At 64.9% G+C, this 26307-nt stretch carries 26 protein-coding genes; 11 read left to right on the top strand and 15 right to left on the bottom strand.

What is annotated here, in order from left to right; translation table 11 throughout:
- Positions 1-291 precede the first annotated feature (291 nt).
- Genes QA635_RS12335 through QA635_RS12320 form a run of 4 tightly spaced genes read left to right on the top strand, consistent with a single transcriptional unit; the run spans position 292 to position 2831 of the window.
- A complete protein-coding gene (locus tag QA635_RS12335) occupies positions 292-591 on the top strand; it encodes a BufA1 family periplasmic bufferin-type metallophore (protein ID WP_038377692.1) in 300 nt (99 codons plus the stop codon).
- 50 nt (positions 592-641) lie between these two features.
- Positions 642-1553 (top strand): MNIO family bufferin maturase, encoded by a 912-nt coding sequence (bufB, locus tag QA635_RS12330; RefSeq protein WP_283069295.1) that lies wholly within the window; start codon positions 642-644, stop codon positions 1551-1553.
- The gene (locus QA635_RS12325) at positions 1540-2325 is read left to right on the top strand and encodes an HvfC/BufC N-terminal domain-containing protein (protein ID WP_283069293.1); all 786 of its coding nucleotides are present in this window, start codon (positions 1540-1542) and stop codon (positions 2323-2325) included. Before bufB ends, QA635_RS12325 begins: the two co-directional genes overlap by 14 nt.
- Positions 2325-2831 carry a DoxX family protein gene (locus tag QA635_RS12320; protein WP_425249184.1) on the top strand — a complete coding sequence of 169 codons (507 nt, stop codon included), beginning with the start codon at positions 2325-2327 and terminating at the stop codon, positions 2829-2831. The genes QA635_RS12325 and QA635_RS12320 overlap by 1 nt, the downstream gene beginning before the upstream one ends.
- A gap of 104 nt (positions 2832-2935) precedes the next feature.
- Here the strand turns inward: QA635_RS12320 and QA635_RS12315 are convergent, their stop codons facing one another.
- Genes QA635_RS12315 through QA635_RS12285 form a run of 7 tightly spaced genes read right to left on the bottom strand, consistent with a single transcriptional unit; the run spans position 2936 to position 10097 of the window.
- On the bottom strand, positions 2936-3973 hold the full coding sequence (locus QA635_RS12315; protein ID WP_283069289.1) for a tagatose 1,6-diphosphate aldolase: 1038 nt from the start codon (positions 3971-3973) through the stop codon (positions 2936-2938).
- Positions 3970-4929 carry a sugar kinase gene (locus tag QA635_RS12310; RefSeq protein ID WP_283069287.1) on the bottom strand — a complete coding sequence of 320 codons (960 nt, stop codon included), beginning with the start codon at positions 4927-4929 and terminating at the stop codon, positions 3970-3972. Before QA635_RS12310 ends, QA635_RS12315 begins: the two co-directional genes overlap by 4 nt.
- Positions 4926-5999, bottom strand: coding sequence for an ABC transporter ATP-binding protein (locus tag QA635_RS12305; protein ID WP_168856297.1), 1074 nt, complete (start codon positions 5997-5999; stop codon positions 4926-4928). The genes QA635_RS12310 and QA635_RS12305 overlap by 4 nt, the downstream gene beginning before the upstream one ends.
- 6 nt (positions 6000-6005) lie before the next feature.
- Positions 6006-7010: a zinc-dependent alcohol dehydrogenase family protein gene (locus QA635_RS12300; protein ID WP_283069284.1), complete on the bottom strand. Its 1005-nt coding sequence runs from the start codon at positions 7008-7010 to the stop codon at positions 6006-6008.
- A 7-nt stretch (positions 7011-7017) separates the two neighbouring features.
- On the bottom strand, positions 7018-7845 hold the full coding sequence (locus tag QA635_RS12295) for a carbohydrate ABC transporter permease (RefSeq protein ID WP_028335651.1): 828 nt from the start codon (positions 7843-7845) through the stop codon (positions 7018-7020).
- 4 nt (positions 7846-7849) lie between these two features.
- Positions 7850-8737, bottom strand: coding sequence for a carbohydrate ABC transporter permease (locus QA635_RS12290; protein ID WP_283069282.1), 888 nt, complete (start codon positions 8735-8737; stop codon positions 7850-7852).
- Between the two features lie 58 nt (positions 8738-8795).
- Positions 8796-10097 carry an ABC transporter substrate-binding protein gene (locus QA635_RS12285; protein ID WP_283069279.1) on the bottom strand — a complete coding sequence of 434 codons (1302 nt, stop codon included), beginning with the start codon at positions 10095-10097 and terminating at the stop codon, positions 8796-8798.
- Between the two features lie 181 nt (positions 10098-10278).
- Between QA635_RS12285 and QA635_RS12280 the strand changes: the two genes are divergently transcribed.
- The 4 genes from QA635_RS12280 to QA635_RS12270 are packed head-to-tail and all read left to right on the top strand — an operon-like array spanning position 10279 to position 14110.
- On the top strand, positions 10279-11313 hold the full coding sequence (locus tag QA635_RS12280) for a LacI family DNA-binding transcriptional regulator (protein WP_341850437.1): 1035 nt from the start codon (positions 10279-10281) through the stop codon (positions 11311-11313).
- Between the two features lie 15 nt (positions 11314-11328).
- The gene (locus tag QA635_RS12275; RefSeq protein WP_283069275.1) at positions 11329-12063 is read left to right on the top strand and encodes an SDR family NAD(P)-dependent oxidoreductase; all 735 of its coding nucleotides are present in this window, start codon (positions 11329-11331) and stop codon (positions 12061-12063) included.
- Positions 12060-12323 carry an SUMF1/EgtB/PvdO family nonheme iron enzyme gene (locus tag QA635_RS41765; RefSeq protein ID WP_425249150.1) on the top strand — a complete coding sequence of 88 codons (264 nt, stop codon included), beginning with the start codon at positions 12060-12062 and terminating at the stop codon, positions 12321-12323. Before QA635_RS12275 ends, QA635_RS41765 begins: the two co-directional genes overlap by 4 nt.
- Positions 12320-14110: a chloride channel protein gene (locus QA635_RS12270; RefSeq protein WP_092086040.1), complete on the top strand. Its 1791-nt coding sequence runs from the start codon at positions 12320-12322 to the stop codon at positions 14108-14110. Before QA635_RS41765 ends, QA635_RS12270 begins: the two co-directional genes overlap by 4 nt.
- Before the next feature lie 10 nt (positions 14111-14120).
- Here QA635_RS12270 and QA635_RS12265 read toward each other — a convergent pair whose 3' ends face one another.
- The 3 genes from QA635_RS12265 to QA635_RS12255 are packed head-to-tail and all read right to left on the bottom strand — an operon-like array spanning position 14121 to position 17594.
- Positions 14121-14843, bottom strand: a complete 723-nt coding sequence (locus tag QA635_RS12265) for a GntR family transcriptional regulator (RefSeq protein ID WP_028335658.1) — start codon at positions 14841-14843, stop codon at positions 14121-14123.
- A gap of 28 nt (positions 14844-14871) precedes the next feature.
- Entirely contained in the window at positions 14872-16467 is a 1596-nt protein-coding gene (locus tag QA635_RS12260; RefSeq protein WP_283069273.1) for a GMC family oxidoreductase, read from the bottom strand.
- On the bottom strand, positions 16467-17594 hold the full coding sequence (locus tag QA635_RS12255; protein ID WP_283069271.1) for a mandelate racemase/muconate lactonizing enzyme family protein: 1128 nt from the start codon (positions 17592-17594) through the stop codon (positions 16467-16469). Before QA635_RS12255 ends, QA635_RS12260 begins: the two co-directional genes overlap by 1 nt.
- Before the next feature lie 122 nt (positions 17595-17716).
- Between QA635_RS12255 and QA635_RS12250 the strand changes: the two genes are divergently transcribed.
- The 3 genes from QA635_RS12250 to QA635_RS12240 are packed head-to-tail and all read left to right on the top strand — an operon-like array spanning position 17717 to position 20296.
- Complete coding sequence (locus tag QA635_RS12250; RefSeq protein WP_028335661.1) at positions 17717-18472, top strand: ABC transporter permease; 756 nt, start codon at positions 17717-17719, stop codon at positions 18470-18472.
- Positions 18469-19278, top strand: coding sequence for an ABC transporter ATP-binding protein (locus QA635_RS12245; RefSeq protein WP_283069270.1), 810 nt, complete (start codon positions 18469-18471; stop codon positions 19276-19278). Before QA635_RS12250 ends, QA635_RS12245 begins: the two co-directional genes overlap by 4 nt.
- Positions 19279-19300: 22 nt before the next feature.
- Positions 19301-20296, top strand: a complete 996-nt coding sequence (locus QA635_RS12240; protein ID WP_028335663.1) for an ABC transporter substrate-binding protein — start codon at positions 19301-19303, stop codon at positions 20294-20296.
- A 23-nt stretch (positions 20297-20319) separates the two neighbouring features.
- Here the strand turns inward: QA635_RS12240 and QA635_RS12235 are convergent, their stop codons facing one another.
- From QA635_RS12235 to QA635_RS12215, 5 genes are read right to left on the bottom strand one after another with little or no spacing between them, the layout of a single operon-like run.
- Positions 20320-21828 (bottom strand): glycerol-3-phosphate dehydrogenase, encoded by a 1509-nt coding sequence (locus QA635_RS12235; RefSeq protein ID WP_283069269.1) that lies wholly within the window; start codon positions 21826-21828, stop codon positions 20320-20322.
- Positions 21825-22553: a class II aldolase/adducin family protein gene (locus tag QA635_RS12230; RefSeq protein ID WP_283069265.1), complete on the bottom strand. Its 729-nt coding sequence runs from the start codon at positions 22551-22553 to the stop codon at positions 21825-21827. Before QA635_RS12230 ends, QA635_RS12235 begins: the two co-directional genes overlap by 4 nt.
- A gap of 17 nt (positions 22554-22570) precedes the next feature.
- Positions 22571-23611: a 2-hydroxyacid dehydrogenase gene (locus QA635_RS12225; protein WP_283069263.1), complete on the bottom strand. Its 1041-nt coding sequence runs from the start codon at positions 23609-23611 to the stop codon at positions 22571-22573.
- Positions 23604-25184 (bottom strand): FGGY-family carbohydrate kinase, encoded by a 1581-nt coding sequence (locus QA635_RS12220; RefSeq protein WP_283069261.1) that lies wholly within the window; start codon positions 25182-25184, stop codon positions 23604-23606. The genes QA635_RS12225 and QA635_RS12220 overlap by 8 nt, the downstream gene beginning before the upstream one ends.
- 2 nt (positions 25185-25186) lie before the next feature.
- A complete protein-coding gene (locus QA635_RS12215) occupies positions 25187-26302 on the bottom strand; it encodes an ABC transporter ATP-binding protein (RefSeq protein ID WP_425249149.1) in 1116 nt (371 codons plus the stop codon).
- Positions 26303-26307: the final 5 nt, after the last annotated feature.

The following is a 26307-nucleotide window of genomic DNA, read 5'->3' as shown; positions in this document are numbered from 1 at the left end:
CGCTTGCGTCGGGCAGATTGTTACGTCTCGGAATTATGACAGACGGAGCGTCGCCATCGCCAATGCTCGACCCGCCCGGTTTCCATAGCGACAAGGCATTGGAGGCTCCGGTCGATGCCAGCGTATTTGATTGGCACGCAGACGGCACAAGAGCCATTTGCGGGACACCTGCAGCGAAGTCACGGATTCGTGAGCTGCCAAAACCGTAACGGCGGCAGCGAACGGAACGAACCTTTCGATGCGCCCCCGACGCCTCAGGAGGCGACGCAAAATAACGATGTGGAGAGATCTATGAAGAATGTCATCAGCTCGCTTGTCCTTGCCGGCGCCGTTTCGACCGCGCTTGCAACCCTTGCCACCGCCGCTCCCCTCACCAAGGCCGAGGCGGATGCAGCGACCGCGGCCCACAAGGAGAAGTGCTTCGGCGTCGCGCTGAAGGGCCAGAACGATTGCGCGGCCGGCCCCGGCACGACTTGCCAAGGCACCTCGACGGTCGACTTTCAGGGCAATGCGTGGAAGTTCGTGCAGGGTGGCACCTGCACCAGCATCCAGCTTCCGAACGGGAAGACCGGATCGCTCAAGCCGGTCTAGTCGCACCGCACGGCAGACGTTCACGATCATAGGGAAAGCGGAGAGACGACATGAACGCTGCGATCTCGTCCCGGTTGCTCGCGGCCGAGCCTCCCCGCTTTCCCGCGCTTGCCATACATGGCCTGGCTGGTACCAGCTTCAAGCCCGAGCACCTTGCTGCGATCCTTGGCGCGGGACGGCAGCGTGGCTTTTTCGAGGTGCATGCAGAGAATTACATGGGCGCGGGCGGGCCGCCGCATCGCGCGCTGGAAGCCGTGCGCCGCGATCATCCGGTATCATTGCATGGTGTGTGCATGTCGATCGGCGGCGAACGGCCGCTCGATAAGGCGCATCTGAAGCGCTTCCGCGATCTCGTCGAGCGTTACGAGCCTGCGCTGGTTTCGGAACATCTCGCCTGGTCGACCCACGAAACCACCTACTTCAACGACCTGTTGCCGCTGCCCTATACCGAAGCGACGCTCGCACGGGTCTGCGATCATATCGATCAAGTGCAAGACGCCATCTGGCGGCCGCTGCTGCTGGAAAATCCGTCGACCTATCTCGCGTTCACCGAATCGACGATGAGCGAGACCGAGTTCATCCGCCGCGTCGCGGAGCGCACCGGATGCGGACTGCTGCTCGACATCAACAATGTGTTTGTCTCGGCAAACAATCACGGCTTCTCCGCGCTCGACTATCTCTCCGACTTTCCGTTGTCACGCGTCGGCGAAATCCATCTCGCCGGTCATGCCGAGCAGTTCGACGATGAAGGCGACCTGCTCCTGATCGATAGCCATGACGGACCGGTCACGGACGCGGTGTGGAAGCTGTTCGAGATCGTCGTCTCGCGCTGTGGTCCCGTCCCGACGCTGGTCGAATGGGACAGCAAAATTCCGGACTGGCCAGTGCTGAAGGCCGAAGCGGCCGCGGCGCAAGCAATCCTCGACCGCCACCAGCGGGAGATGCGCTATGCTGCCGCTTGAGGAGGAGCTCTCGTCCTACGCGGCGCGCTTCGCGGCTGCGCTGATCGACCCCGGGCGCGAGACACCCTCGCTCGTCACCGGGCCGAACGGAAAGGCGGCGGTCCGGCGCTACAATGTCTATCGCAACAACGTCACGGTCAGCCTGATCGATGCGCTTGCCGCGGTCTACCCTGCGGTCCAGCGCATCACGGGCGTCGAGTTCTTCCGTGCCATGGCGCGGTTCCATGTCCGGGCCTCGCCGCCAACATCGCCGCTCTTGCTCGACTATGGCCGCGACTTTCCCGCGTTCATCGAAACCTACGAATATGCCTGTGCCATGCCCTGGCTAGCGGATGTCGCGCGGATCGAGCGGGCCTGGCTCGACGCCTATCATGCCGCCGATGCCGCGCCATTGTCACGGGATGTGCTCGCTCTGGTTCCGCCGGAGCGGCTGGCGGATGTGGTATTCACCGCACATCTTGCAGCAGGAATCGTCCGCTCGCCTTTCGCGGCGGTGACGATCTTCGCCGCCAATCGCGGCGGAGAGATGCCGGGTCAGATCGACGCGGGAACGCCGGAAGATGCTCTGATCACCCGGCCCGAGATGGACGTCGTCGTGCGCCATCTGCCCGAGGGCGGCGCGGTGTTTCTGGCAAACCTGATGTCCGGACGGCCGCTTGGCGAGGCCGCAGCGTCGGCACTTCAGTCCTCGCCCGGCTTCGACATCGCGGCGAACATCGCGGGCATGATCGAGGCGGGCGCTTTCACATCAATCAGTTTCGGAGAAGCATGATGGTCATCGATCAGCATTTTGGCGCCAGTGAACGCCACCGGCTGAGCCACCTCGCTGACAAGGCCGAGCACCTGATCCAGACAGTGGCCCCGCCGTCGCTGGTTCAGTTCGTGATGCGCGTGGCGCTGGCGGTGCCGTTCTGGAAATCCGGCATGCTGAAATGGACCGGCTTCCTCAAGCTGAGCGACACCGCGGTGACGCTGTTTACCGACGAGTTCATGCTGCATCTGCCAGGCGGGCCCTATCACTATCCGCTACCTGCGGTGATGGCATTCCTGTCCGGATGCGGCGAGATCACCTTTCCGGTGCTGCTGGTGCTCGGCCTCGGCACCCGCTTTGCCGCACTCGGGCTGTTTTTCATGACCATGATTGTCGAACTCACCGTGCCCGACGGCTGGCCGATCCACCTCACCTGGGCGGCGATGGCGCTCGGGATCATGGCTTGGGGACCGGGACGCATCTCGGCGGATCATCTGATACACGGATTCCTTCGGCAAGCGAACTGAGCACTCAAGCTTACGTCCGCATCCCTTTTCCGGCCGCTCATAACGGTCTGGTTGCAGATTCGAGTCCTGCCGGGCCCACCAAGACACGTGGAGCCGTCACCGTTTCAATAGGCGCGCGCGAAGTCACCCTCCTGCTTGATGTCAGTGAATACAGGGAAGCGCGCCTTCCACGGCGTGCCCTTGGCCGTCGTCAGCTTGTTGAGCCGCTCAAGCACGCCGAGGCCATCCTTGCGCAGGCCCGCCGAGACCGCCGCAAGGTCCGGGAAATTCTTCAGGACGGCATCGAGCCAGATGGTGCGGCCGGCCAGGAAACCGCCCGCGCCCGCGGCATAGGCGAAGTCGAGGACGCGCTCGAATTTTTCCGGCGCGGCGCCGCCCGACAGGAGCACCCAGGGAATGCTCCGCTCGCGGCAGATATCGCCGATTGCATCGAATTCCTTCTGCGCGGCCTTGGCTTCGGCGCTGCCGTCACGGGCCGGCAGGCTGTTGGCCGCGAGGGGACTCTCAAGCTTCAGGAGATCGACGCCGTATTCGGGCTTGGCAAACTCGCGCACGCTATCGATGACGAGGCCCGGCAGCTTGCCGGGCGATTCCACATAATCGGCGGTGTGATTGGCGCTGCCAAGGAACGGATAGACCAGCAGTTCAAGAACATAGGGAACGTCGTGGCGGGCGCACTCCTCGCCGATCTCGCGCACGAAGCGCTTCTGATGCTCGTTGACCGCGGCGTCCGCATCCGGCCGATACCAGGCCAGCACCTTGACGGCGTCGCCGCCCATGGCGCGAATTTTCTCCACACTCCAGTTGGCGATCGCGCGCGACTTGCGACCGCCCGCGGTCTCCTCGACGCGATGCTCCTCCAGCGTCATGATCAGGCCGCAGCGCGGCGGCAACAGATCAATCGCGGCGGGCACGGCAAAGTTCGGATCGAACAACATCGAGCTGCAATGCGGCGCAAGGTTTTCGACGAGGAGCCGCTTGGCCGCCGTGACGTCGGAATATTCGACCTGATCCCGCGTGATTCCCTTCGCCTTCGCAATGGCATCGAACAGCGGCGGCCGCTGATCCAGCGCGACCATGCGAAAGTGGCCTTCCGCGTCAGCAAGGCGGCCCAGCCCGCGGTTCTTTCCAATCGTTCTCATGGCTTCGTCCTCATGAATGCAAGACAGTCGTTGATGGTGGGGATTCCGTTGCGGCCACCGGCGTGGCGACATTTCATCGCGGCCGTGGCTGCAGAAAACGCCATGGCGGTGCGCACATCGAGGCCGACGCCGATCGCAAGGGCATAGGCGCCATGAAAGACGTCGCCGGCACCGGTGGTATCGACGACATCGACGGCATAGGCGGCGTGCCGGTGCAGCTGGCCATTCTCGTACCAACTGACGCCGCCCTCGCCGCGCGTGACGGCGATGACACTGCAGCCGAAGCGCGCCAGTGCTGCGAGAGATTCGTCTTTGGCAGATCCGGCGAACGAGGCGAGCGCAGGCTCGGAGAAGATCGCGTGGTCGGTCAGGGGCAGCAGTCGCTCGAATACCTCGGCATCAGCCATGTCGCCGTCCAGCACCGTCGGAATGCCGCGCGCACGCGCCTCGCGAAACAGCGTCGCGGCACCCTGCACCCAGCGCGGATCGGCCAGCACCGAGGATGCGCGAGCGACGGCTTCAAGCGGAAGCCAATCGGCCGCTTCCGGAAAGAGACCACGGAAGTTCACGATCTGCCGCTCGCCCGAACTGTCGACGATGATCCCCGAGACCGATGAGCGGCCATCGGAAAACAGCCGGAAATTCTCGACGTCGACACCTTCGGCCGCAAAAGCCGACCGCATCTCGTGCCCGGCGGCATCGTTCCCTGCCCGCCCCCAGAACGCGACGGAGGCACCGAGCCGCGCGACCGCGACCGCGGCATTGGCGGCCATTCCGCCGCCAAGGGTACCGTAGTCGATGGCCTTTATCTTCTCGCTGTTGCCCGCAAAGAGCCGATCGACGCGCCAGACTTGATCGAGCGCGGACAGCCCAAGGCAGATCACCTGGACGCCCCTGGCTCCCGACGCCACATCCGCGAGCGCCGAAAGAGCTGCTATGTTCGCCGATGCGCTCACCGCAAGACCTGCCCGTTCGCCGCATCGAACAAATGCGTCTTGCCCGGCTGCGGCCGCAAGCTGAGGCGATCGCCGGGCTTTGGTCGCAACGACGGATCGACCCTTGCGATCGCGGAGACGCCGGCGAGATCGAAATGGATCAGCGTATCCGAGCCGAGCGGCTCGACCAGCTTGACGTTGATGGCAATGCCGTCCGCCGCATCGGTCGTGACGGCAAAATGTTCAGGACGAATGCCGAGCACGGCATTTCCCGCCTGCTGCAGGCGGCTTGCGGCCTCGCCATCCAGCGGCACCGCCGTTGCGCCTTGCGAAAGGATCGCGCGCTCCTCACGCCATTCGACCGGGAAGAAGTTCATGGCCGGCGAGCCGATGAAGCCGGCGACGAACTGGTTGGCCGGCCGCTCGTAGACCGTCTCCGGCGTGTCGTATTGCTGGATCGTACCGTTCTGGAGCACCACGATCCGGTCGGCCATCGTCATGGCCTCGATCTGGTCATGGGTCACGAAGACCATGGTGGTCTTGAGCTCCTGCGATAGCGCCTTGATCTCGGCCCGCACCTGCCCGCGCAGTTTTGCGTCGAGGTTGGACAACGGCTCATCGAACAGGAACGCCTTGGGATTGCGCACAATCGCACGGCCCATGGCGACGCGCTGGCGCTGTCCGCCGGATAGCTCCTTCGGCTTGCGATCGAGATAGGGCTCGATGTGCAGCAGCGCGGCCGCACGCTTCACGCGCGCATCGATCTCCGCCTTCGGCGTTCCCCGCAACTCCAACGCGAACGACATATTGTCGTAGACGCGCATGTGCGGATAGAGCGCGTAGTCCTGGAACACCATCGCAATGTCGCGCTGTGCAGCTTGCACGCCGTTGACGCGCTTGTCGCCGATGTAGAGGTCACCGGACGTGATCGGCTCGAGACCCGCAATGATTCGCAGCAGGGTCGACTTGCCACAGCCGGACGGCCCCACGAAGACGACGAATTCATGGTCCGCGATCTCCAGATTGAGATCGGGGATCACGGTGAAACTGCCGTAGCGCTTGACGAGGTTGCGGATCGAGATCGAGGCCATGATCGCCTAACCCAGCGCCAGTACCGGCTTGATCAGTTCGCCTTTGGCAAAGCGGGCGAAATTCTCAGGCAGCGCCGACAGGCCGAACTCGCCGTCGACGAGGACGCGGTATTCGTCCTTGAACTTGCGCAGCAGCTCGATGTTCGGCTCGAAATCGGAGACCGGGAAGTAGAAGGTCCGGATCATGTAGAAGTCCTTGCGGCGGAACACCTTGCCCTCCTCGATGGTCCAGGGCGCGGCGTTCTCGCCGACCAGCACCAGCGCGCCGCGCGGCAGGACAAGCTCGATGCCGAGATTGCGCGCCGCATGCGCGCCGGAGCATTCCACGATGAGGGCGAAGCGCTTCGAGGTGTCGCCCACGGGATGCGCCTTCGCCCCGAAGGATTGCGCGATCTTCAACCGCGTCGCATTGGGGTCGGCGACGTGGATGTCGTTGTAGCCGAGCGCGCGGAGCGCCAGCACGACGCCGAGACCGACCGGCCCGGCGCCCATGACTAGAACAGGTCCGGCCTCACCGGGCGGCACCACGCGGCTGACGAAGCGCACGGCGTGGCCCGACGTCCCGATGGTGTCGAGCAGAAGCGGCGCGAGGCTGTCCTCGATGTCATCGGGCACCGGCAGCAGGCAATTTTCCGGCACCGGCACGTATTCGGCGTAGCCGCCCGGCCGGTTCCAGCCGATCAGGCTGGAGACCTCCAGGCACATCTGGGTATCGCCGCGTTTGCAGGCCGCGCAATGGTCGCAGTGGAGCGGAATATAGACGGCACAGCGGCGACCATGCAGCCGGTGACCGGGCTGCTCGACCACGCCGAAAATCTCATGGCCGGCGGTGAACTCTGCGCCCTTGTGCCAGAGCTTGAAGTCCGAACCGCACAGCGCGGTGCGCGACACGCGCACGAGCACTTCACCGGTGCCGACGTCAGGCATTGCCACGCGCTCGATGGTGATGCGGTCGCCGCCGTGGAAGACCGCGGCCTGCATGATCGAATTCGGACGGGGTGATACGTTCATCAGATACCTAGCCTTTCACCGCACCGAGCGTCAGTCCGGACACCAGCCAGCGCTGAACCAGGGCAGCCAGCACCAGCGGCGGCAGTGCGATCAGCGTCGCCGCGGCCATGAGAGCGCCCCATTGCGTCGAGCCTTCGCCGATGAAGTTGAAGGCCGCCGCGATCAGCGTCTTGGTGTCGCCGTTGGAGAGCACCAGCGCAAACAGGAAGTAGTTCCATGAGAAGACGAAGGCGAGGATCGCCGAGACGGCGACGCCGGACGCCACCAGCGGCAGCGCGATACGCCAGAGGATGCGCGTGACGCTGCATCCGTCGACCTGCGCCGCCTCGAAGACGCTGCGCGGGATGCCGTCGAAGGATGGCAGCAGCACCCAGATCACGATCGGCAGCGTGATGACCGCGTGGCTCAGGATCAGCGCGGTGTACGAGCCGATCATCCCGACCTGCCGGAACATGACGTACCACGGCAGCAGGAACAGCGTGCCGGGCGCCATGCGCGCGGCGAGCGTCAGGATCGCCGGCCAGGAAATGCGAGTCCAGGACACGGCGAAGGCGGCGGGGATGCCGAACAGTAGTCCGAGCGCTGTCGAGCCGACGGTGACGATGAGGCTGTTGAGCGCATAGCTGAGGAACGGCGTGGTCTTCGTCAGCTCGACATAATTGTCGAGCGTCGGCGTGAAGATCAGCGTCGGCGGATAGGCCGTCACCTCGAACGACGGCTTGAACGAGGACAACACCATCCAGACCGTCGGCGCCATGATGAGCACGCCGGCGAGCACGAGCTGCACGGTGTTGAGCCAGCGGATCCAGCGGTCGGTGTTGGCGGCATCCGTCATGACATCACCACGCCACGGCGCCGCGCAGGCGGTTGAAGGCGAGCACGGCGCCGAACACGATCGCCGTCAGCGTCAGCATCAGGGCGCTGGCGTAACCGATGTTGAAGAACTCGAAACCCACCCGGAAGCCGTAGATGTTGAGCGTGTTCGAGGCGTTGCCGGGGCCGCCCTGGGTCGTGATGTAGATGATGTCGAAGAAACGCAGAAGATCGACGCTGCGCAGGATGGCCGCGGTGACGATGGTCGGCAGCAGCAGCGGCAGCGTGATGCGCTGAAAAGTCTTGAACGGCGATGCCCCGTCGATCTGCGCGGCCTCGTAGACGCTCGGCGGCAGCGATTGCAGGCCGCCCAGCACGATCAAGGCGACATATGGCGTCCACTGCCAGCTGTCGATCAGAGCGACGGTCGGAATGACCCACGTCGGCGACGCCAGCCAGTCCGACGGCGGCAGGCCGAACGACTGGAGGACGTAGTTGGCCGCGCCCAGCGAGGGATCGAGGATCACCAGCCACATCATGCCCGCCACCACCGGCGGCATCATGAACGGGGAGATGAACAGCGAGCGCACGATTCCCGGCAGGCGCCTGGCGTGAAACAACACCAGAGCCAGCCACACGCCAAAGACGAGTTGGAGCACCAACGATAGCACATAGAGCGCTATGGTGATCCAGAGTCCGTGCCAAAACTCGTAGTCGGAGATCAGCTTTGAGTAATTGGCGAGGCCCGCAAAAGACTGCTTGCCGGTCGAGGAGAATGTCTGGAAGCCGAGCCAGATCGTATAGACGACCGGAAACGCGATCATCGCGACCGTGAAGATCACGGCCGGCGCCGAGAGCGTCGCCATTTCCAGCTTCTGCCGGTCCTGCGTGAGTGTCGCAGCCGCGTCCGACATGCGTCCGTTTCCTTGAGAGTGAGGCGCCGGCAGGCATAAGCCTGCCGGCATCAAGCGGTTACTTCTGGGCGATCAGCGCATCGAGCGCCTTGTCGGCATCAGCACAGGCTTGGTCGATCGGCTTCTGCTTCAGGATCAGGTCCTGCACGGCCTGGCCGATGAACTCGCGCGATTCCGGATTGGCGATGATGGGATAGCCGACTTCCGATGAGCCCTTGGTCGCGAGCACGTCGAGCGCAGCCTGCCATTCCTTGCGGACCGGCTCCTCGTCGATCCATTTGCGGTACGCAGGATCCTTGGCGACCGACGGCCGCGGCGGGGCAATGCCCTGGAGCGCCATTTTCTTCTGCACCTCGGGGCTGGTTGCCCACTGCACGAAGTACCAGGCCGCGTCCGGCTGCTTGCTGTGCGAAGATACCGCCATGCCCCAGCCGATCGTGGTCGGCACCTGGCCGGCCTCACCTGCCGGGAACGGCAATAGGCCGGTGTCCTTCAGGCGCGCGCCGCCCTCCATCACCGTGCGCAACTCATTCGAGGATTCGAACGCCATCGCGGCGCGGCCGCTGCGGTAGAGCGCCGAAATCTGCTGGAAGCTGTAGTTGACCACACCCGGCGGACCGAAGTCGCGCAGCAGCCGGCTATAGGTGTCGAGTGCTTCCTTGCCCTTGGCCGAGCAGAGGTTCGACTTGCCGCCTGCGATGTAGCTGCCTCCGATGTTGTGCAGCATGTTGCTGAAGGTGTAGGCGACCGCGGGCTTGAGGCCACGCGAGACAAAGGGCGTGACAGCGCTGTCGCAGGTCTTGATCTTCTCGGCCGCCGCCTCGACATCCTTGATGGTCTTCGGCGCCTCAATGCCGCACTTCTTGAAGATGTCGGTGCGGTAATAGAAGATCGGACCTTCGATGTTCATCGGCATGCTGGTCAGCTTGCCGCCGAAGGTCGCGGCCTTGAGCAGGGCCTGGCTCAACCCGGCCGGGTCGTATTCCTTGGCCACCTCGTTCTTGGCCATCGCAGTGAGATCGCCGTACCAGCCGGCTGCGGCGAACTGCTCGCCCTCGCGCGAAGGCAACGTCATGAACACGTCGACCTCGTCGCTGTTCGCATTCATGACGGTGACCAGACGCTGGCGCATCTGTTGTTCCTGATAGCCGTCGACCTTCAGGGTCATGCCGGTCAGCTTCTCGAAATCGGCCTTGTAGGTCAGCAGCGCCTGCGCGACCGGATTGTTATTGGCGAGAAAGGTGACGGTCCTGCCCTTGAACTTCATCCAGTCGAAATCGGCCGCATGAGCCTGCGCGCTGACGGCGACAATTGCGAGAACGGGCAACGCGACGTGCGTCGCGAGCATCCTGACCTTCATCGAACTCTCCTCCCGGCTGGCCGCCTTAAGCTGGCGGGCCATTTGAACGCGGCTTGAAAACGGTTACAATCTAGACCTCACATCGGTTGTGTCAAGCAATGGACAAACCGAATATTCTGCGGCAAATTTACGAGATTACCGCTACCACGCGGTTTGCCCCATCGAATGTAACGTTACATTGATGCGATTGACCAACGCCAAATCCGTGAAACAGGGCATCCGCGCCGTGGCAGCCCGCGCCGGCGTCTCCACGGCCTCGGTGTCGCGCGCACTCAACAATCCCGATGCGGTAAGCCCTTCCTTGCGGGCGCGCATCGAACAGGCCATCGACGCGCTCGGCTACATCCCGCATGCGCCGGCGCGCATCCTGTCGTCACGGCGCTCGCGCACGCTCGGCGCGATCGTTCCGACCATCGACAACACGATGTTCGCGCGCGGCATCGCCTCGCTGCAGCAGTATCTCTCCTCGGTCGGATACATGCTGTTTCTCACCACGAGCGGCTACGATCTCGACGTCGAATTGCAACAAGCGCGCAATCTGATCAGCCGCGGCGTCGATGGACTTGTGCTGCGCGGTGATTGCCATCACGACGGACTGCGCAAGTTGCTTGCGGACAATGCGGTTCCCTTCATCAATGTCGGCATCTACCAGCCTGATCGACCCCACCCGTGCGTCGGAACCAACAACGAAGCGGCCGCCCATCGCGCCGCCGCCCACGTCATCGAGCTTGGCCACCGTCGCATCGGGATCGTCTCGGCGCTCCAGCGCAACAACGACCGCGCCAGCGCTCGCGTCGCCGGCTTTCGCCGCGCGCTCACCGAGAACGGCCTGGAGCTTCCGCCGCAATGGCATGTCGAGGTGCCCTACACGCTGGACGACGCGCGCGAAGCGGCCCGCTATCTCCTCAGCCTGAAGGATCGTCCGACCGCCGTCGTCTGCGGCAACGATGTCATCGCCTACGGCGTGTTGCTCGAGGCGGAGCGCGATGGATTTTCGGTGCCGCGCGACCTGTCGGTGGTCGGCTTCGACGATCTCGACTGGAGCCGCCATTTGCGGCCGAGCCTGACCACGATCCACGTACCGACCGGAGAAACCTGGCAGCGCGCCGGCGAATATCTGGTGCGCAGCCTCGCCGGCGAGCAGACCATCATGCATCGCGAGATCGACTTCTCCCTGGTGGTCCGTGAATCGACGGCTCCCCCTCTCAAATCCTGAAGTGAGACCCCTGCGATGCGCTCAAATTTCTCTCTTGCGCCCGGCTTCCATGCCGTGGTGATCGGCGGCGCCGGCGACATTGGCGCCGCAATCAGCAATCAGTTTTGCGACCTCGGCGCGACGGTGACCGCAGCGGCGGCCAACGAGACCGATCTGGCGCGCACTTTGCTGAAATCGCGCCCCGGACTCACACTCGCAACGCTCGACGTCACGAACGACGACGCTGTCGCCTCTTTCGCCCGCCAGCACAAGCGCGTCGATGCGCTGGTCAACTGCGCGGGAATTCTCGCCCGCGACAAGGAATACGAGATCGAGACCTTCATGAAGGTGCTTGACGTCAATCTCACGGGCACTTTTCGAACCTGCACGGCGTTCCGCCCGCTTCTCGCCGAGAGCAAGGGCGCGATCGTCAATCTTGCCTCGATGAATGCGACATTGGCGCTGCCGCGAATCCCGGCTTATTGCGCCAGCAAGGGCGGTGTCGTGATGCTGACCAAGGCGCTCGCCTTGGCATGGGCCGAGCAAGGCATCCGGGTCAATGCGGTTGCCCCCGGCTATATTGAAACGGCGATCAATGCGGCCGGCCGCACCGATCGCGCGCACTATCAGCGCATCGCCGACCGCACCGCGTTCAAGCGCTGGGGTCAGCCGGAGGACGTTGCGGGAGCCGTCGCATTCCTCTGCATGCCGGCATCACAATATGCTACCGGCACCGTCGTCGCGGTGGATGGCGGGTTTCTTGCCGGATGAGCCAGGAAACCAACCGATACGGCCTGCATAATGTCGCCGGAAATGTCTGGGAATGGTACGGGGACCGCCTCGCACCGTCGGGAGTCCCCTTGAATCGCGAGCCCGCACCGAACCGCTCGACGCGCGGTGAATCCTGCCTCGAGTCCTACGGCAGCCGCCGCCGCTTCGCAGCGAGACCCGAACGCGTCGGTCGGCTCGTCGAGCAAGATCGGCTTTTCTGTCGTGCGCACCGGGCAGCTGCGGGATCCAGCATAGGATGACGCTGGCGACAAATGCCGCGAAGCCGGCCCCTGCTCCCGGCACCCGTCTGTTGCCGCAGTTCTTGCGCAATTTCGTGCGCAATCGCGAGACCGGCCTCGTGCTGGTCGGCATTGTCGTCGGGTTGCTGAGCGGCGTCCTCGTTGCCGCGATCTCGGGCCTCAGCCAGGCTTCGCACGCGCTGCTGTTCGACATTCCCCTCGACGCACATCTGAGCGCCACCGGCGTGATTTCCTGGCAGCGCACGCTGCTGATCCCGGCAGTTGGCGGCCTGGTCCTGGCGCTGATCGGGCTGTACTTCGCGCGGCGCGTCAAGGGACAGCAGCTCGCTGACGCCATCGAAGCCAACGCGCTCTATGGCGGCCGGGTGTCCTTCCGCGGCAGCCTGCTGATCTCGATCCAGACTCTGCTGTCCAACGGGTTCGGCGGATCGGTCGGACTGGAAGCGGGATACACGCAGATCTGCTCGATGTTTGGCTCCCATGTCGGCCAGCGCCTCGCCGCCCGCCGCAACGACATGCGGCTGTTGGTGGCCTGCGGCGCGGCGGGGGCGATCAGCGCAGCGTTTTCGGCTCCGCTGGCCGGCGCCTTCTATGCCTTCGAGGTCGTGCTGGGAGCCTACACCTCGGCCGCTCTCGTGCCCGTCATCGCCAGCGCCGTCACGGCCTGGCTGGTGGCGCGGGGGTTGACGCACCAGTCCTTTCTGATGGTGCCCGGCTTCCCATCGCCCGTGTCCGTCGAGATGATCGGACAGACCGTGCTGATCGGCATCATTTGCGCATTCGTCAGCATCCTCGTCATGCTCGCGGTCGCATTCTCCGAACGTTGCTTTCAGCGCGTCACGCTCTTCAGCGGCTTCGTGCGCCCGATCCTCGGCGGCCTGCTGCTCGGCGGCCTCGCCCTGCTGACGCCGACCGTGCTCGGCGCAGGACATGGCGCAATGCAGATCCTGCTGGTCAGCAATCCGAGCTGGCTCCTGCTCACGACGACCATCGTGCTCAAGATCCTGGCATCGGCCGTCTCGCTCGGCTCCGGCTTTCGCGGCGGCCTGTTCTTCGCCTCGCTGCTGCTCGGCGCGCTGATCGGGCAGCTCTACAGCGTCGTGCTGACCGGCCCCTTCCCCACGCTCGCGCTTCAGCCCGGGACCGCCGCCATCGCGGCTCTCGCCGCACTCGGAACCGGTGTGCTCGGCGCACCGTTCAGCATGGTTTGTCTTGCACTCGAGATCACCGGCGACTTCTCCGTGACCGTAGGAGCCGTGGTCGCATCATCGGTCTGCGCGCTCATCGTCCGCGAGTTGTTCGGCTACAGTTTTGCGACATGGCGCTTCCATCTGCGCGGCGAGGTGATCCGCGGTCCGCAGGACATCGGCTGGGTCCGTCAGATGAGCGCAGCTTCCCTGATGCGCGCCGACTTCGAGAATGCGCTGACGACCATGCCGATCGGCGAGGCGCAGAAGTTGTTCTCGCCGGCGCAGGTCCGGCAGGTCGTGCTGCGCGATCCGAACGGCAGCTATGCCGGCATCGTTGCGGCGGCGACGCTGCATTCCGTCACCAATCGGGACGACGATCCGCTCGGGTCGCTGGCCCAGCAGCAGGATGAGTACCTGCTTCCGACCACGTCGGTTCGCGAGATCCTGAAGGCCTTTGAACGGAGCGAAGCCGACGTCCTCGCGGTCATCGACCGTGCCGACCATCGTGTCACGATTGGCACCTTAAGCGAATCCCATGTGCTGCGCACCTATGGGGAAGAGCTCGAACGCCGGAACCAGGAGCTGTTTTCGCGGTGATGCTTGCGCGCTATGGCCTTAGATCCATATCGATCCGCACAAAATCGCCGCGATAGGTGACTTCACCGAGATAGATCACGGTGCGATCGCTCGCCGTGAAGACACGGCGGACTTCGGCGACCGGCGAATTCAAAGGCACGCGCAGCAGCCGCGCCGCCTCGATGTCCGCGGTTCCGATCGTCAATGTCTGGCGGGCGCTGGCGATCGCCGGATCCCTGAGATCGTTGAGGATCGGGATCACCGTCTCGTTGCGAAAGCGCTTGGGAGACCTGCGAAAGATCTTCTCATCGAGATAGATGGAAATGACGCAATAAGGCTGCTTCTGCCGCGAGTGCAGACGGCGCATGAAGACATATTTCTCGGCCGGCTTGCCGTCTTCGGGAAGCAACGGCGCATCGCTCCGGCTTTCCGAGATGTTGATGATCTCCGGCGAAGTGTCGCGGTACATGTCCGCAAGATCGGACAGGGTGGTCTCGACCTTGAGCCAGCGGTCCTGTCGTACAGTCCCGGTGACGAAGGTGCCGCGGCCTTGCTGCGCCTCGATGACACCGTCGCGGGCGAGCAGCTCGACGGCCTGCCTGATGGTGACACGCGAGACACCGAACTCGGCCGCCAGATCCTCGTTGGCCGGCAGGCGAAAACCTTGACTCCAGACACCCCGCGCAATCCGCTGGCGAAAAATATCGGCAATCTGCGCGTATTTGGGGACGTGACTGTCGGAACTCAATTCCATCTCGCCCTCCGGAAATCAAGCGGCCCAATCACGGCATGACAAGGGCTGCACCGCGCTCCCCGATCATCAGGCTGGTCGCATTGGTGTTGGCCGAGGTGATCTGCGGCATCACCGAGGCATCGATCACGCGCAGCCGCTCAACGCCGCGCACCCGCAGCTGCGGATCGAGTACTGCCCGCTCGTCGCTGCCGATGCGGCAGGTGCCCACGCAGTGAAACACCGTGCCGCCGGTGTTGCGCGCAAAATCCCACAGCCCCGCATCGTTGCTTGCGGCCTCGCCCGGCACCATCTCGACGTCCCAGAGCGGGCGGAACGCCTTTTGTTGATAGATCTCGCGCAGGATCTTCAGGCCGGCAACAATGGTCTTGCGGTCGATCTCCTCGGCGAAATAATTGGGCGCGATCAGCGGCTGCTCGAACGGATCGGCCGAGCGGATCGCGAGCTGTCCGCGCGACCGGCCGTGGCATTGCCAGACCGAGGCCGTGAAGCCGGAATAGCTGTGGAGGGGTTCGCCGGGCTTGTCGACGGAGAGCGGCATCACGTTGAACTGCACGTCGGGACGGCCGCCGACCGCATATTCGGTACAGGCCGCTCCGCCCACCTGTCCCGCCCCCACCGTCAACGGTCCTCGCCCGGCCAGCATCCACTGCAGCCCCATCTTCGCGAGCTCGACAGGATGACGGACCTGGTCATTGAGCGAGATCCGCTCCTTCAGGCGCACGATCAGCCGTGCCTGGTAATGGTCCTGCAGATTGGAGCCGACTTCGGGCGAGTCGGTGACGATGGCAATGCCGTGCTTGCGAAGCAGGTCGGCCGGACCGATCCCGGAAAGCTGGAGGATCTGCGGCGATTGCAGCGCGCCGCCCGACAGGATGACCTCGCGATCGGCTGTCGCGCGATGAACCTGCCCTTTGCTGATCCACTCGACGCCGGTCGCGACGCGGCCGTTGAAAGTGACTTTGCTCACCTGCGCATGCGTGATGATGGTCAGGTTGCGCCGGTCGGCAATCGGTCGAAGAAAGGCGGATGCCGAGCTGGTCCGCCAATGCCGCCCGATGCCAAGCTGATAGGCACCGACGCCAAGCGTCGTCGCGCCGTTGAAGTCGGGATTGCGCGGCAGGCCGAACTGCACGCCCGCCTCCACCCAGGCCCTCGACGCCGGATTGTCGTTCCGGAGGTCGGAGACCTCGAACTCACCGAGGCCGCCGTGAAACTGGCTCTCGCCGCCGCGATAGCGCTCGTAGCGCCGGAAATAGGGCAGGACGTCGCGATAGCTCCAGCCGGCGGCGCCGAGACGTTCCCAGTCGTCAAAGTCCTCGTGCTGGCCGCGGATGAAGATCAGGCCGTTGATCGACGACGATCCGCCGAGCACGCGGCCGCGCGGCCAGACGATGGCGCGGCCGCCGCTTCCTTCCGACGGCTCGGTCTTGAACAGGCGCGAGAAGCGCTCGTCGTAGATGGTCCGGTAATACCCGACCGGCAGCTTGAGCCAGAAATTCCGGTCCGATCCGCCGGCTTCGAGCAGCAACACGCGGCAGGCGGGATCGGCTGATAGTCTGTTTGCGACCACACAGCCCGCCGACCCCGCACCGACGATGATGTAATCGTAGCCAAGCCCCGACATCACGCGGTCCGGTATTGTTCGATCGAGGCAAGATCGGGAGCAATGCCGAGACCCGCCTCGTCGCCGAGTTCGATCATGCCATCGCTGACGTGAAGCACGGGGCCGCAGAATTGATCCCGCAGCGGGTTCTCATTGCTGTCGACCTCCAGCAGTCCCTCGCCGCCGACGCCCGCCAGCAGATGCGCCGACGCCAACAGGCCGATGCCGGCGCCGAGATAGTGCGGACAGAACATCTTGCCCGACGTCAGGATGTCGCGGGCGATGCCGGCGCAAGCCGAAAGCCCGCCCCACTTGGCGATGTCAGGCTGGACGACACCGAGAGCCGGCTCGCTCAGCACTTCGGCAAAGCCGGCGTGGCTCGCGATGTTCTCACCGGCAGCGAGCGGAAAACGGATCGTCTCGTGCAGCTGCTTCCATTCCTGCCGCGGACGGTCCGCGCGGATCGGCTCCTCGAGCCAGGCAAGGCCGAACGGTTCGAGCTGCGGCGCACGCTCGAGCGCCTGCGCGATGGTCCAGCCCTGGTTGACGTCGGCCGCAAGCATGCCATCGCCGACGAGGCGGCGCAGTGCGGCGAGATTGGCCCGGTCGTCTGCCGGATCGAAGCCGATCTTCAGCTTCAAGGCGCGATAGCCGCGGCCGAGCGCTGCTTCCGCCGCTCGCTCCGATCCGACCGGATTGATGCCGCTGGCGTAGACTTTTATCCGCTTCCGCGATCCGCCGAGCAGTTTCCACAACGCTACGTTCCGGCGGCGCGCATGGAGATCCCAGACGGCGATATCGATGCCGGCGATCGACTGCGCGAATGGGCCCGCTTCGCCGGATTGCAACGCGAGCACCGAAGTTCCCTGCGTCAGTCGCTCGTATGCGGCATCAGGCTCGCCTGCCCTGAATCCGACAAGCGCCGGTGCCAGGACCTCGTTGACCAGCCGAACACGATGCTCGGCGCCCGGCGCGGGAAAGTTGCACCAGACCTCGCCCCAGCCCACGTAACCGTCCGTGTCCTCGACCCGAACGAACACGGCAGGCCGGTCCCCCATCCGCCCGAACGAGGTGATGACCGGTGTCGTCAGAGGATAGCGAAAGCCAAAGGCCTGGACGCTCCGGATGGTGAAAGGCGGCGATGTCATGCGCGGAAAAGCCTGCGGCGCCTACGACCAAAGCGGCGCTTGTATGGTCATCCTATTTATAATATGACTTGGGCAAACATCAACTGCAATCTGGGTGGACGCGTCGAATGGACGGAGCTGGCGTGAGACGCTTTGGTCTCGGGTTGATACCGTGGGTCGGTGCGATCCTGCTCTGGTATGCCGTGCGCTGGAGCGGCTTCGTCAACACATCGCTGATCCCCGCCCCGCACCAGGTCGCCGCGAAGTTCGTCGAGCTTCTCACCAAGGAAGGCCTCCTGATCGACATCTTCGCCTCGACCAGGCGCGTCTTTTTCGGCGTCTCGCTCGGAATACTCGTCGCGGTGCCCGTCGGCTTTCTGCTCGGATGGTATCGCCCGGCCCGCACCTTCGCCGACCCCATGATCAATTTCTTCCGTGCGCTGCCGCCGATCGCGCTGATCCCGCTCGTCATCGTCTATTTCGGCGTCGACGAGCTCGCAAAGCTCGTCATCCTGTTCTACGCCTCGTTCTTCTCCGGCGTGATCGTCATGTATGAGGGTGTCTCGCAGATCACCCCGCTCTATATCCGCGTGGCGCAGACGCTCGGCGCCAATCAGGCGGAAATCTTCCGCAAGGTCATCATTCCCCTCACCGTTCCGCACATCCTCACCGCGCTGCGGGTCGCGCTTGGGGTAGCCTGGGCGACGCTGGTGGCATCCGAACTGATCGCGGCCCAGCGTGGGCTTGGCGCCATGATCCAGAATGCGTCGACCTACTTCCTGCTCGACGTCATCTATGTCGGCATCATCTGCATCGGCCTGATCGCGCTGATTATGGACATGATCCTGCGCAAGATCACGGCCCGGTTGCTGGTCTGGCAGGATCGGGCCATCGCATGACCACGCGTGCACAGTTCGACAAGGTTTCGCTTGCCTTCGAGACCCCGAAGGGACGCCTCAACGTCGTCGAGAATGTCAGCTACGATATCAACGATGGCGATTTCATCGCGGTGATCGGCCCTTCAGGCTGCGGCAAGACCACGATGATGAGCATGCTCGCCGGCTTCCAGAAGCCGACGACCGGAAGCGTGCTGTTCGACGGACAGCCCGTCGCCGGTCCCGGTCCCGAGCGCGGCGTCATCTTCCAGGAATATGGCGTCTTCCCGTGGCTGACGGTGAAACAGAACATCGCTTTCGGCCTGACGCTGCGAGCCAATCACGTCGCGGCCGGCGAGCGCGATTCGATCTGCGATCACTATCTCGGCCTGATGGGGCTGTCCGACTTCGCCAACTCCTATCCGAAGCATTTGTCCGGCGGCATGCGGCAGCGGCTCGCGATCGCGCGGGCTTACGCCGTCAAGCCGCAGTTCCTGCTGATGGACGAGCCGTTCGGTGCGCTCGACGCCCAGACCCGTTCCAACATGCAGAACCTGCTGCTCAAGGTGCTCCAGACCGAAGGCAAGACGGTCATGCTGATCACCCATTCCGTGGAGGAGGCGATCTATCTCGCGTCCCGTATCGTGGTGGTGACCGCGCGGCCGGCGCGGATCAGGCAGATCATCGACGTGCCGTTCGCCTATCCGCGTGACGAATCGATCCAGGAGCGGCCCGAATTCGGCGAGCTGCGAAGCTATATCAAGCATCTCGTGATGGACGAGTATCGCGCCCAGCAGGCGCAGATGCGTCCGGTCTCATTCTCGGAATAAACAACACAGCGGAGGACGACCTATGGATCGGCGACAATTTCTGACCACGACGGCCGGGCTTGCCCTGGGGTCCTTCACCGCCGCAGCGCCGGCGATTGCGCAGGCAAAGACAAAAGTTCGGGTCGGCTATCTGCACACCGTTGCCGTCGACGGCCAGATCTGGACCGGCATGGACCGCGGCTCCTTCGAAAAGCAGGGACTGGATCTCGAGCTGCGGCAGTTCAATACCGGCCTCGAAATCTTCCAGGCGCTGATCGGCGGCAGCCTCGACGTGCTGGCGACGGGCGCCGTGCTCTCGAACTTCCCCGCCCGCGGCCAGGGCAAGGTCTTCCTCATCAACGACATCGAGGTCGCGACCGCACAGCTCTGGGTGCGCGGCGATCAGGGCATCAAGTCATTCGAGGACCTGAAGGGCAAGCGGATCGCAACTGCGACCGGCACCACCGCGCATGTGTTCCTGGACACCGCGTTGCGCGCGAACAAGGTCGATCCCAAACAGGTCGAACTCGTCAACCAGACCATGCCGGCCGCCGTAACCGCCTTCATTTCAGGCGCGGTGCCTGCCGTCGCGCTCTGGGTGCCTTTCAACGTGACGGTTCGCGACAAGGTGCCGGGCGCGGTCAAGCTCGCCGACGCCTCGGCCTATTATCCGAAGGCCGCGATCATCGGCGGCTGGGCGGCGGCCAACGACTATTACGAGCCCAACAAGGAAACGCTGGCGAAGCTGATCCGTGGCTGGGCCGATGCCAATGACTACATCATCGCGAACAGCACCGAAGCGATGGAAAAGCTGCAGAAGGGCCATTACAGCCAGACGCCGATGGCCGACATCGACGAATCGTTCAAGGCGCAGAAGATGTTCTCGTCACGGGACTGGAAGCGGATGTATTCCGACGGCACGGTCACCAACTGGCTGCAGCAATCGACCGACTTCTTCATGGCCAATGCCGGCATCAAGGACTTTACCCCGGCAAGCAAATATTTCGATCCGAGCCTGTATTTGAAAACGATTGCGTGACGCACCTGGACGCAAATCGCGTCCTAGAGGTAGCTCTCGAACGCGACCCGCTGCGCGGGCGTCAAGTGCAAGCCGTGCTTGGTGCGCCGGTCCAGGAAGTCGGCAGGCTGCCTTGCCCACTCATTCTCGCGGAGATACACCGCTTCGCATTCATAGAACTCGCCGCCGAAATGACGGCCCAGGTTTGCGGCGCTGCGGACCGGACCCAGCAGCTGGCGCGCGCGCGTCCCATAGAGACGGGCATAGTGATGGATGAGCGTTCGCGGCAAATCGGGATAGTCGCGCGCCAGCCGGTTCGCGAATTCATCGAAGCTGCCGCCGATGTCGCCGCCCGGCAGCGGCCGATCCGCGGTCCAGGCCGACGACAGCTTCGGAAACCACGGCGCGAGGCGCTGCAGCGCCTGCTCCGCCAGCCGGCGGTAGGTCGTGATCTTGCCGCCGAAGATCGACAGCAGCGGCGGCGCATCCTGCGCGCCGTGAACCTCGAACACATAGTCCCGCGTCACGGCCGACGGATTGTCGGCGTTGTCGTCGTAGAGCGGCCGGACCCCGGAGAACGCGTGCACGATCTCGCCGGCCTGCGGCGGCGTTCGGAAATAGCGGCGCAAGACCTGCAACAGGTAATCGGTCTCGTCCTCGCCGATCGCGACGTCCTCGGCGCGGCCGTGATAGGGAATGTCCGTGGTGCCGATCAACGCGAGATCGCCCTCATAGGGGTTGACGAAGATCACCCGGCGATCGCTGTTCTGCAGCAGATAGGCCTGCGGCCCGCTCCAGAATTTCGGCACCACGATATGGCTGCCCTTGACCAGGCGCACACTCTGGGCCGAGTTCAGGCCCGCCACGCCCTGGATGACATCCTGAACCCACGGCCCGGCGGCGTTGACCAGCGCGCGCGCCCGCACGACCTGCGTTGTGCCGTCGTCGCCGTGCATTTCGAGCAGCCAGGTCTCGCCGTCGCGGCGCGCGCGCACCGCCCGCGTGCGCGGCAGGATGCAGGCGCCGTTCTGCGCTGCATCGATCAAATTGAGGATCACCAGCCTGCTGTCATCGACCCAGCAGTCCGAATATTCGAAGCCTCGCCGGAACTCCTGACGCAGCGGCGCGCCCTCCGGAGCGCGCGACAGATCCAGGCTGCGGCTCGCCGGCAGCTGCTTGCGGCCACCGAGATGGTCGTAGAGCAACAGCCCGGTGCGGACCAGCCACGCCGGCCGCTGCTCCGGCGAATGCGGCAGCACGAAGCGCATCGGCCAGATGATGTGTGGCGCCGACGCGAGCAGCACCTCGCGCTCGATCAGCGCCTCACGCACCAGGCGGAACTCGTAATATTCGAGATAGCGCAGCCCGCCATGGATCAGCTTGCCCGAGCGCGACGAAGTGCCCTCGGCGAAATCATCCTTCTCGCACAGCAGCACCTTCAGGCCGCGGCCGGCGGCATCGCGGGCGATGCCGGCACCGTTGATGCCGCCACCGATGACCGCGATATCGACCAGCCCGTGATCCGTACCTGCGACCGGCGCAGTGCCCGTCATCGCTTGCTGCTGCGCCGTTTCTCGGCGCGGCGCGGCGCTGCCTTTGCCGTTGCGCGCGCCTTGTTCGGCTTCGGCGCCTGCAGACCGTAAGTGGAGAATCCCTTCGCGGTGTCGGCAATCTCCTCGTCGGTCAGGATGACGCGCGAATCGAGCGCCAGCGAGAGGTAGTACTGACGCGCGATGGTCTCGAGCTCGACCGCGAGCCACATCGCCTTGTCGAGATTGGCGCCGAGCGCGATCATGCCGTGATTGGCGAGCAGGCAGCCATTGCGTCCTTCGAGCGCCGCGATCGCATGATCGGACAATTCCTTGGTGCCGTAGCGCGCATAGCCGGCGCAGCGGATCTCGGTGCCGCCGAACGCCGCCATCATGTAATGGCAGGCCGGGATCGGCTTGCGCGCGATCGCGAGCACGGTCGCGTAGGTCGAGTGAGTATGGACGATGGCGCCGACATCGGGCCGGGCGCGCGTGATGTCGAGATGGAAGCGCCATTCGGTGGACGGCTGCAGCGGCCCCTCCCACGTGCCATATTCGCTCTCGAGTGGCATCGAGGCGATCATCTCCGGCTTCATCGAATCGTAGGGCGTCGCCGACGGCGTAATCAGCATCCGGTCCTTGTAGCGCGCGGAGATGTTGCCCGATGTCCCCTGGTTGAGACCCGACGCATTCATCCACCGGCACTTGGCGATGATCGCCTCGCGCAACTGTCGTTCCTCACGGGTCATACGAACTGCCTTTCTCTTCAGCACGGATTGCGTGGCGGCTCGCCGGCCAGGAAGCGACGAACCTCTTCGGCCGCCTGCCCGGCGGCCACGGTGACGGTACGCACGGAGGCGCCGGCGATGTGCGGCGTCAGCGTGACGTTGGGAAGTCGCAAGAGCGGCCAGTCCGCCGGAACCGGCTCGACCGCGAAGGTGTCGAGCATGGCGCCGCCGAGATGCCCCGATGCCAGCGCATCATGCAGCGTTTCGTAGTCGACCAGCGGACCGCGCGCGGTGTTGATCAGGAACGCGCCCGGCTTGATCCGCGCCAGCGCCTCGCGCCCGATGAAACGGGTGGTCTCCGGCGTCACCCGGGCGTGCAGTGTGACGACGTCGGCGCGGCCGAGCAATTCGCCGAGCGCGACATGCTCGACGCCGTCATTGCGGTCCTGGGCGCTGAGCTGGACATAGGGGTCGGCGACCAGGATCTTGCAGCCGAAGGCCTTCAGCAGCTTAACCACGCGGCTGCCGATCGCGCCGTAGCCGACAATGCCGACCGTCATCTCGCCGAGCTCGCGCCCGGTACGGTCGGCGCGATAGAGATCGCCGCGCCATTCCCCGCCGCGCAGCGCCTCGTGACCGCTGCGGATCAGGCGCGTCTCGGCGAGGATGGCGCCGATGGTGAACTCCGCGACCGCACCCGCATTGCGGCCGGGCGTATTGACCACCAGCACGTTGTGGTCGCGCGCCGCCTGCATGTCGATGTTGACCGGGCCGCCGCGCGACACCGCGATGAACTTCAGCTTCGGCAGCCGCTCCAGCATCGACCGCGAGATCGGCGCCAGATGCGTCACGAGCAGCTCGGCATCGCCGATGAAGCCGATGATCTCGTCGGGCTGCCCCATGAATTCCTTCAGGCCGTCGAGCTTCGAGCCGGCGTAACCGTGCTCCATCGGCTCGTCCGGCCAGGGCTGCTCCAGGGTGCGGATATCGACGCCATCGCCGCAGGCCGATCGGATGTGCTCGGCGAACACCGAGGGCAGCATGAAGCGGTCGCCGACGATGGCGATGGACTTAGACATGATCGCCTCCGGCGCGCAGCGCGGCGAGTTGCTTCCAGACCGGCCGCGACGCCAGCCTTGCCTCGAGATAGGTCGGGAAGATGCTGGCATAGCGCTTCGCCAGCGCGGCGTCCGGCGATTGCGGCGCACTTAGATGCGGCGCGACCCACTGCTCGGCACAGGCGCGCATGTCGGGATAGGCATCGATCGCGACCGCCGCGATCATCGCAGCGCCTGCGGCGCCGGCCTCGGCGCGGCTGCAGATCCGGACGTCGCAATCCAGTGCGGCCCCGAGGATGGCGCCAAGCGCACGGCTCTTCGCCGCGCCGCCTGTGATCCTGACATCGCGCGGCAGCGACCCCATCGCCGTGTAACAATCCCGTGCGGCGAAGGCCAGGCCCTCCATCACGCCGCGCATCAGGTCGCCATAGCGGTGGCGCGACCGCAAGCCGAAGAATTGCGCGCTGGCCTCATGCGCGACGAACGGACCGCGCTCGCCGGCATCGGAAATGAACGGATGGAACAGCACCTCGCCGGGCCTCGCCCGCAGCACCTGATCGTCGAGGCGGCGGATCAGCTCGGCGCGCGTGCGCGTCACGCCTTCCGCCGCCAGCATGTCGCAGGCGAGATCGAGCATCCAGTCGATATTCAGCGTCGCCGCCATGTTGGACTGCATCTGGGCATAATGACCCGGCACCGGGAACGGCATGGTGTAGCCGGTTGCCTCCCGATTCAACGTCACCGCGTCGGCGCTCGGCACCAGCCGCATATGCATGCCGGTCGAGCCGATGATGGTGCAGCCGACATCGGGTGACGGATCGTAGAGCCCGGCGCCGAGCGCATTGCAGATCACGTCGACATAGCCGAGGCAGACCGGCACACCTTCCGGCAGGCCGATCTCGATGGCGGCGGCCGCTGTCAGCGGATGCGTCATGACCGCGCCGTCAACGACCGGCGGGAACAGGCGCGTCAGGTCGGCGATGCCGATCAACCGCGCGGTCTCCGGATCGAAGGCTCGCTTGCGGAAATCGCCGCAGGAGAACGTGGCTTCCGACGGATCGGTTGCGCGTTCACCGGTGAGCAGGAAATAAAGCCAGTCCTTGCAGTGGAAGGCCGTTGTCGCGCTGGCGATCGTGTCGGGCATATGGGCCTGCAGCCACGCCAGTTGCGGCCCCTGCTGGCAGGCATTGAGCCCGGAGCCGGTGCGGCGATAGAGCGATGCGTTGCGCTCGCCGGCACGAATCTCCTCGACCAGCCGCCCGGCGCGCGAGTCGAGCCACAGCAGCGCCGGCGCAACCGGCCGGCCGTCGTCATCGATCAGCCAGGTGCCGTCGCCCTGCCCGGTCACCGCGATCGCCGCGATCCGCGCCGACAGGTCAGGCACTGACTTCGCCAGCGCGCGAATGGCCGCGACCGTATCGCTCCAGGTCCGCGCCATGTCCTGCTCGACATGGCCGCTGGCCGGGCTAACGTAGGCGTTCGGCCGCGAGACATCGGCTAGTTGCTCGCCATTCAACGTGAACGCCACCGCCTTGATCAGGGAGGTGCCGGCGTCAATGCCGATGATGACATCGCGGCTTGCGGAAGCGGTCATCGTCACGCTCCCTCCGCATGACGAATGCAGGTCCCGTCCCCGCCGAAGATGTGCAGGTGACGCGACTCCAGCGCGAACGAGATGATCTCTCCCGGCCGCGCGGCGACGCGGCCCGGCGTGACCGCGATCAGCATGCGGCCGCCGCAATCGCCGGCGACATGCGATTGATCGCCGAGCCACTGGTTGGAGACCACCTTGACCCTGACTTCACCGGTCCCGACCACGATCTTCTGCGGACGAATGCCGATCCGCACCTGCGGCGTGGCCGCGAGCGACTTCGCCGCCTCAACGTCGAGCCCGGCGCCGGCAATATCGAAACGCATGTCGGTTCCGACCGACAGGCGGAAGCCGCCATCCGACCGCGTCACGCCAGCGTCGAGCAGGTTCATCGGCGGCTCGCCGATGAAGCTCGCGACGAACAGATTGGCCGGGCGGCCCTTCAGCTCCTTTTCGCTGGCGAATTGCTGCAGCATGCCGCCTTCCATGACAGCGATGCGGTCGGCCAGCGCACTCGCTTCGGCCTGGTCGTGGGTGACGAAGATCGCGGTCATGCCGCGCTCGGCAAGCAGGCTCTTGATCCGGCCGCGCAGCACCGCACGCAGCTGCGGTTCGAGCTGCCCCATGGGCTCATCGAGCAGATAAAGATCGGCGTCGCGCACCAGCGCCCGCGCCAGCGACACGCGCTGCTGCTGGCCGCCTGAGATCGCGCGCGGATAGCTGTCGAGGATGTCCTCGATCTCGACCAGGCGGGCGATCTCGTCGACGCGACGCGTTACCTCCGCGCGCGGCAGCTGGGCGGATTTCAGCGCGAACGCAATGTTCTCGCGGACCGTGAGCGGCGGATAGAGCGAGTAGCCCTCGAACGCCATCGCGACCTTGCGCCGCGCCGGCGGCAGCTCGTGGATCCGCCGCCCGCCGAGCGCGATCGATCCGGCGGAGACGTCCTCGAATCCTGCGATCATGCGCAAGGTCGAGGTCTTGCCGCAACCCGACGATCCCAACAGCGCGACGATCTCGCCTTTTTCGACCGCCATGTCGAGCGCGCGCACCGCATGCACCGGCTCCTTGCCGCGGCTGCGATAGACCTTGTCGATGCCTCGAAGCTCGAGCATGTCCATGACCA

Origin of the sequence: Bradyrhizobium brasilense (genome assembly GCF_029714345.1) — a bacterium.
GTDB lineage: Bacteria > Pseudomonadota > Alphaproteobacteria > Rhizobiales > Xanthobacteraceae > Bradyrhizobium > Bradyrhizobium australafricanum.
Note: the sequence above shows the minus strand (reverse complement) of the source record. Positions and strands in the feature narration are given on the sequence as shown.

Coding starts and splice junctions, on each gene's coding strand:
- QA635_RS12335 (WP_038377692.1), top strand. CDS start 292: ATGAAGAATGTCATCAGCTCGCTTGTCCTTGCCGGCGCCGTTTCGACC.
- bufB (WP_283069295.1), top strand. CDS start 642: ATGAACGCTGCGATCTCGTCCCGGTTGCTCGCGGCCGAGCCTCCCCGC.
- QA635_RS12325 (WP_283069293.1), top strand. CDS start 1,540: ATGCTGCCGCTTGAGGAGGAGCTCTCGTCCTACGCGGCGCGCTTCGCG.
- QA635_RS12320 (WP_425249184.1), top strand. CDS start 2,325: ATGGTCATCGATCAGCATTTTGGCGCCAGTGAACGCCACCGGCTGAGC.
- QA635_RS12315 (WP_283069289.1), bottom strand. CDS start 3,973: ATGAGAACGATTGGAAAGAACCGCGGGCTGGGCCGCCTTGCTGACGCG.
- QA635_RS12305 (WP_168856297.1), bottom strand. CDS start 5,999: ATGGCCTCGATCTCGATCCGCAACCTCGTCAAGCGCTACGGCAGTTTC.
- QA635_RS12300 (WP_283069284.1), bottom strand. CDS start 7,010: ATGAACGTATCACCCCGTCCGAATTCGATCATGCAGGCCGCGGTCTTC.
- QA635_RS12295 (WP_028335651.1), bottom strand. CDS start 7,845: ATGACGGATGCCGCCAACACCGACCGCTGGATCCGCTGGCTCAACACC.
- QA635_RS12290 (WP_283069282.1), bottom strand. CDS start 8,737: ATGTCGGACGCGGCTGCGACACTCACGCAGGACCGGCAGAAGCTGGAA.
- QA635_RS12285 (WP_283069279.1), bottom strand. CDS start 10,097: ATGAAGGTCAGGATGCTCGCGACGCACGTCGCGTTGCCCGTTCTCGCA.
- QA635_RS12280 (WP_341850437.1), top strand. CDS start 10,279: ATGCGATTGACCAACGCCAAATCCGTGAAACAGGGCATCCGCGCCGTG.
- QA635_RS12275 (WP_283069275.1), top strand. CDS start 11,329: ATGCGCTCAAATTTCTCTCTTGCGCCCGGCTTCCATGCCGTGGTGATC.
- QA635_RS41765 (WP_425249150.1), top strand. CDS start 12,060: ATGAGCCAGGAAACCAACCGATACGGCCTGCATAATGTCGCCGGAAAT.
- QA635_RS12270 (WP_092086040.1), top strand. CDS start 12,320: ATGACGCTGGCGACAAATGCCGCGAAGCCGGCCCCTGCTCCCGGCACC.
- QA635_RS12265 (WP_028335658.1), bottom strand. CDS start 14,843: ATGGAATTGAGTTCCGACAGTCACGTCCCCAAATACGCGCAGATTGCC.
- QA635_RS12260 (WP_283069273.1), bottom strand. CDS start 16,467: ATGTCGGGGCTTGGCTACGATTACATCATCGTCGGTGCGGGGTCGGCG.
- QA635_RS12255 (WP_283069271.1), bottom strand. CDS start 17,594: ATGACATCGCCGCCTTTCACCATCCGGAGCGTCCAGGCCTTTGGCTTT.
- QA635_RS12245 (WP_283069270.1), top strand. CDS start 18,469: ATGACCACGCGTGCACAGTTCGACAAGGTTTCGCTTGCCTTCGAGACC.
- QA635_RS12240 (WP_028335663.1), top strand. CDS start 19,301: ATGGATCGGCGACAATTTCTGACCACGACGGCCGGGCTTGCCCTGGGG.
- QA635_RS12235 (WP_283069269.1), bottom strand. CDS start 21,828: ATGACGGGCACTGCGCCGGTCGCAGGTACGGATCACGGGCTGGTCGAT.
- QA635_RS12230 (WP_283069265.1), bottom strand. CDS start 22,553: ATGACCCGTGAGGAACGACAGTTGCGCGAGGCGATCATCGCCAAGTGC.
- QA635_RS12225 (WP_283069263.1), bottom strand. CDS start 23,611: ATGTCTAAGTCCATCGCCATCGTCGGCGACCGCTTCATGCTGCCCTCG.
- QA635_RS12220 (WP_283069261.1), bottom strand. CDS start 25,184: ATGACCGCTTCCGCAAGCCGCGATGTCATCATCGGCATTGACGCCGGC.
- QA635_RS12215 (WP_425249149.1), bottom strand. CDS start 26,302: ATGGACATGCTCGAGCTTCGAGGCATCGACAAGGTCTATCGCAGCCGC.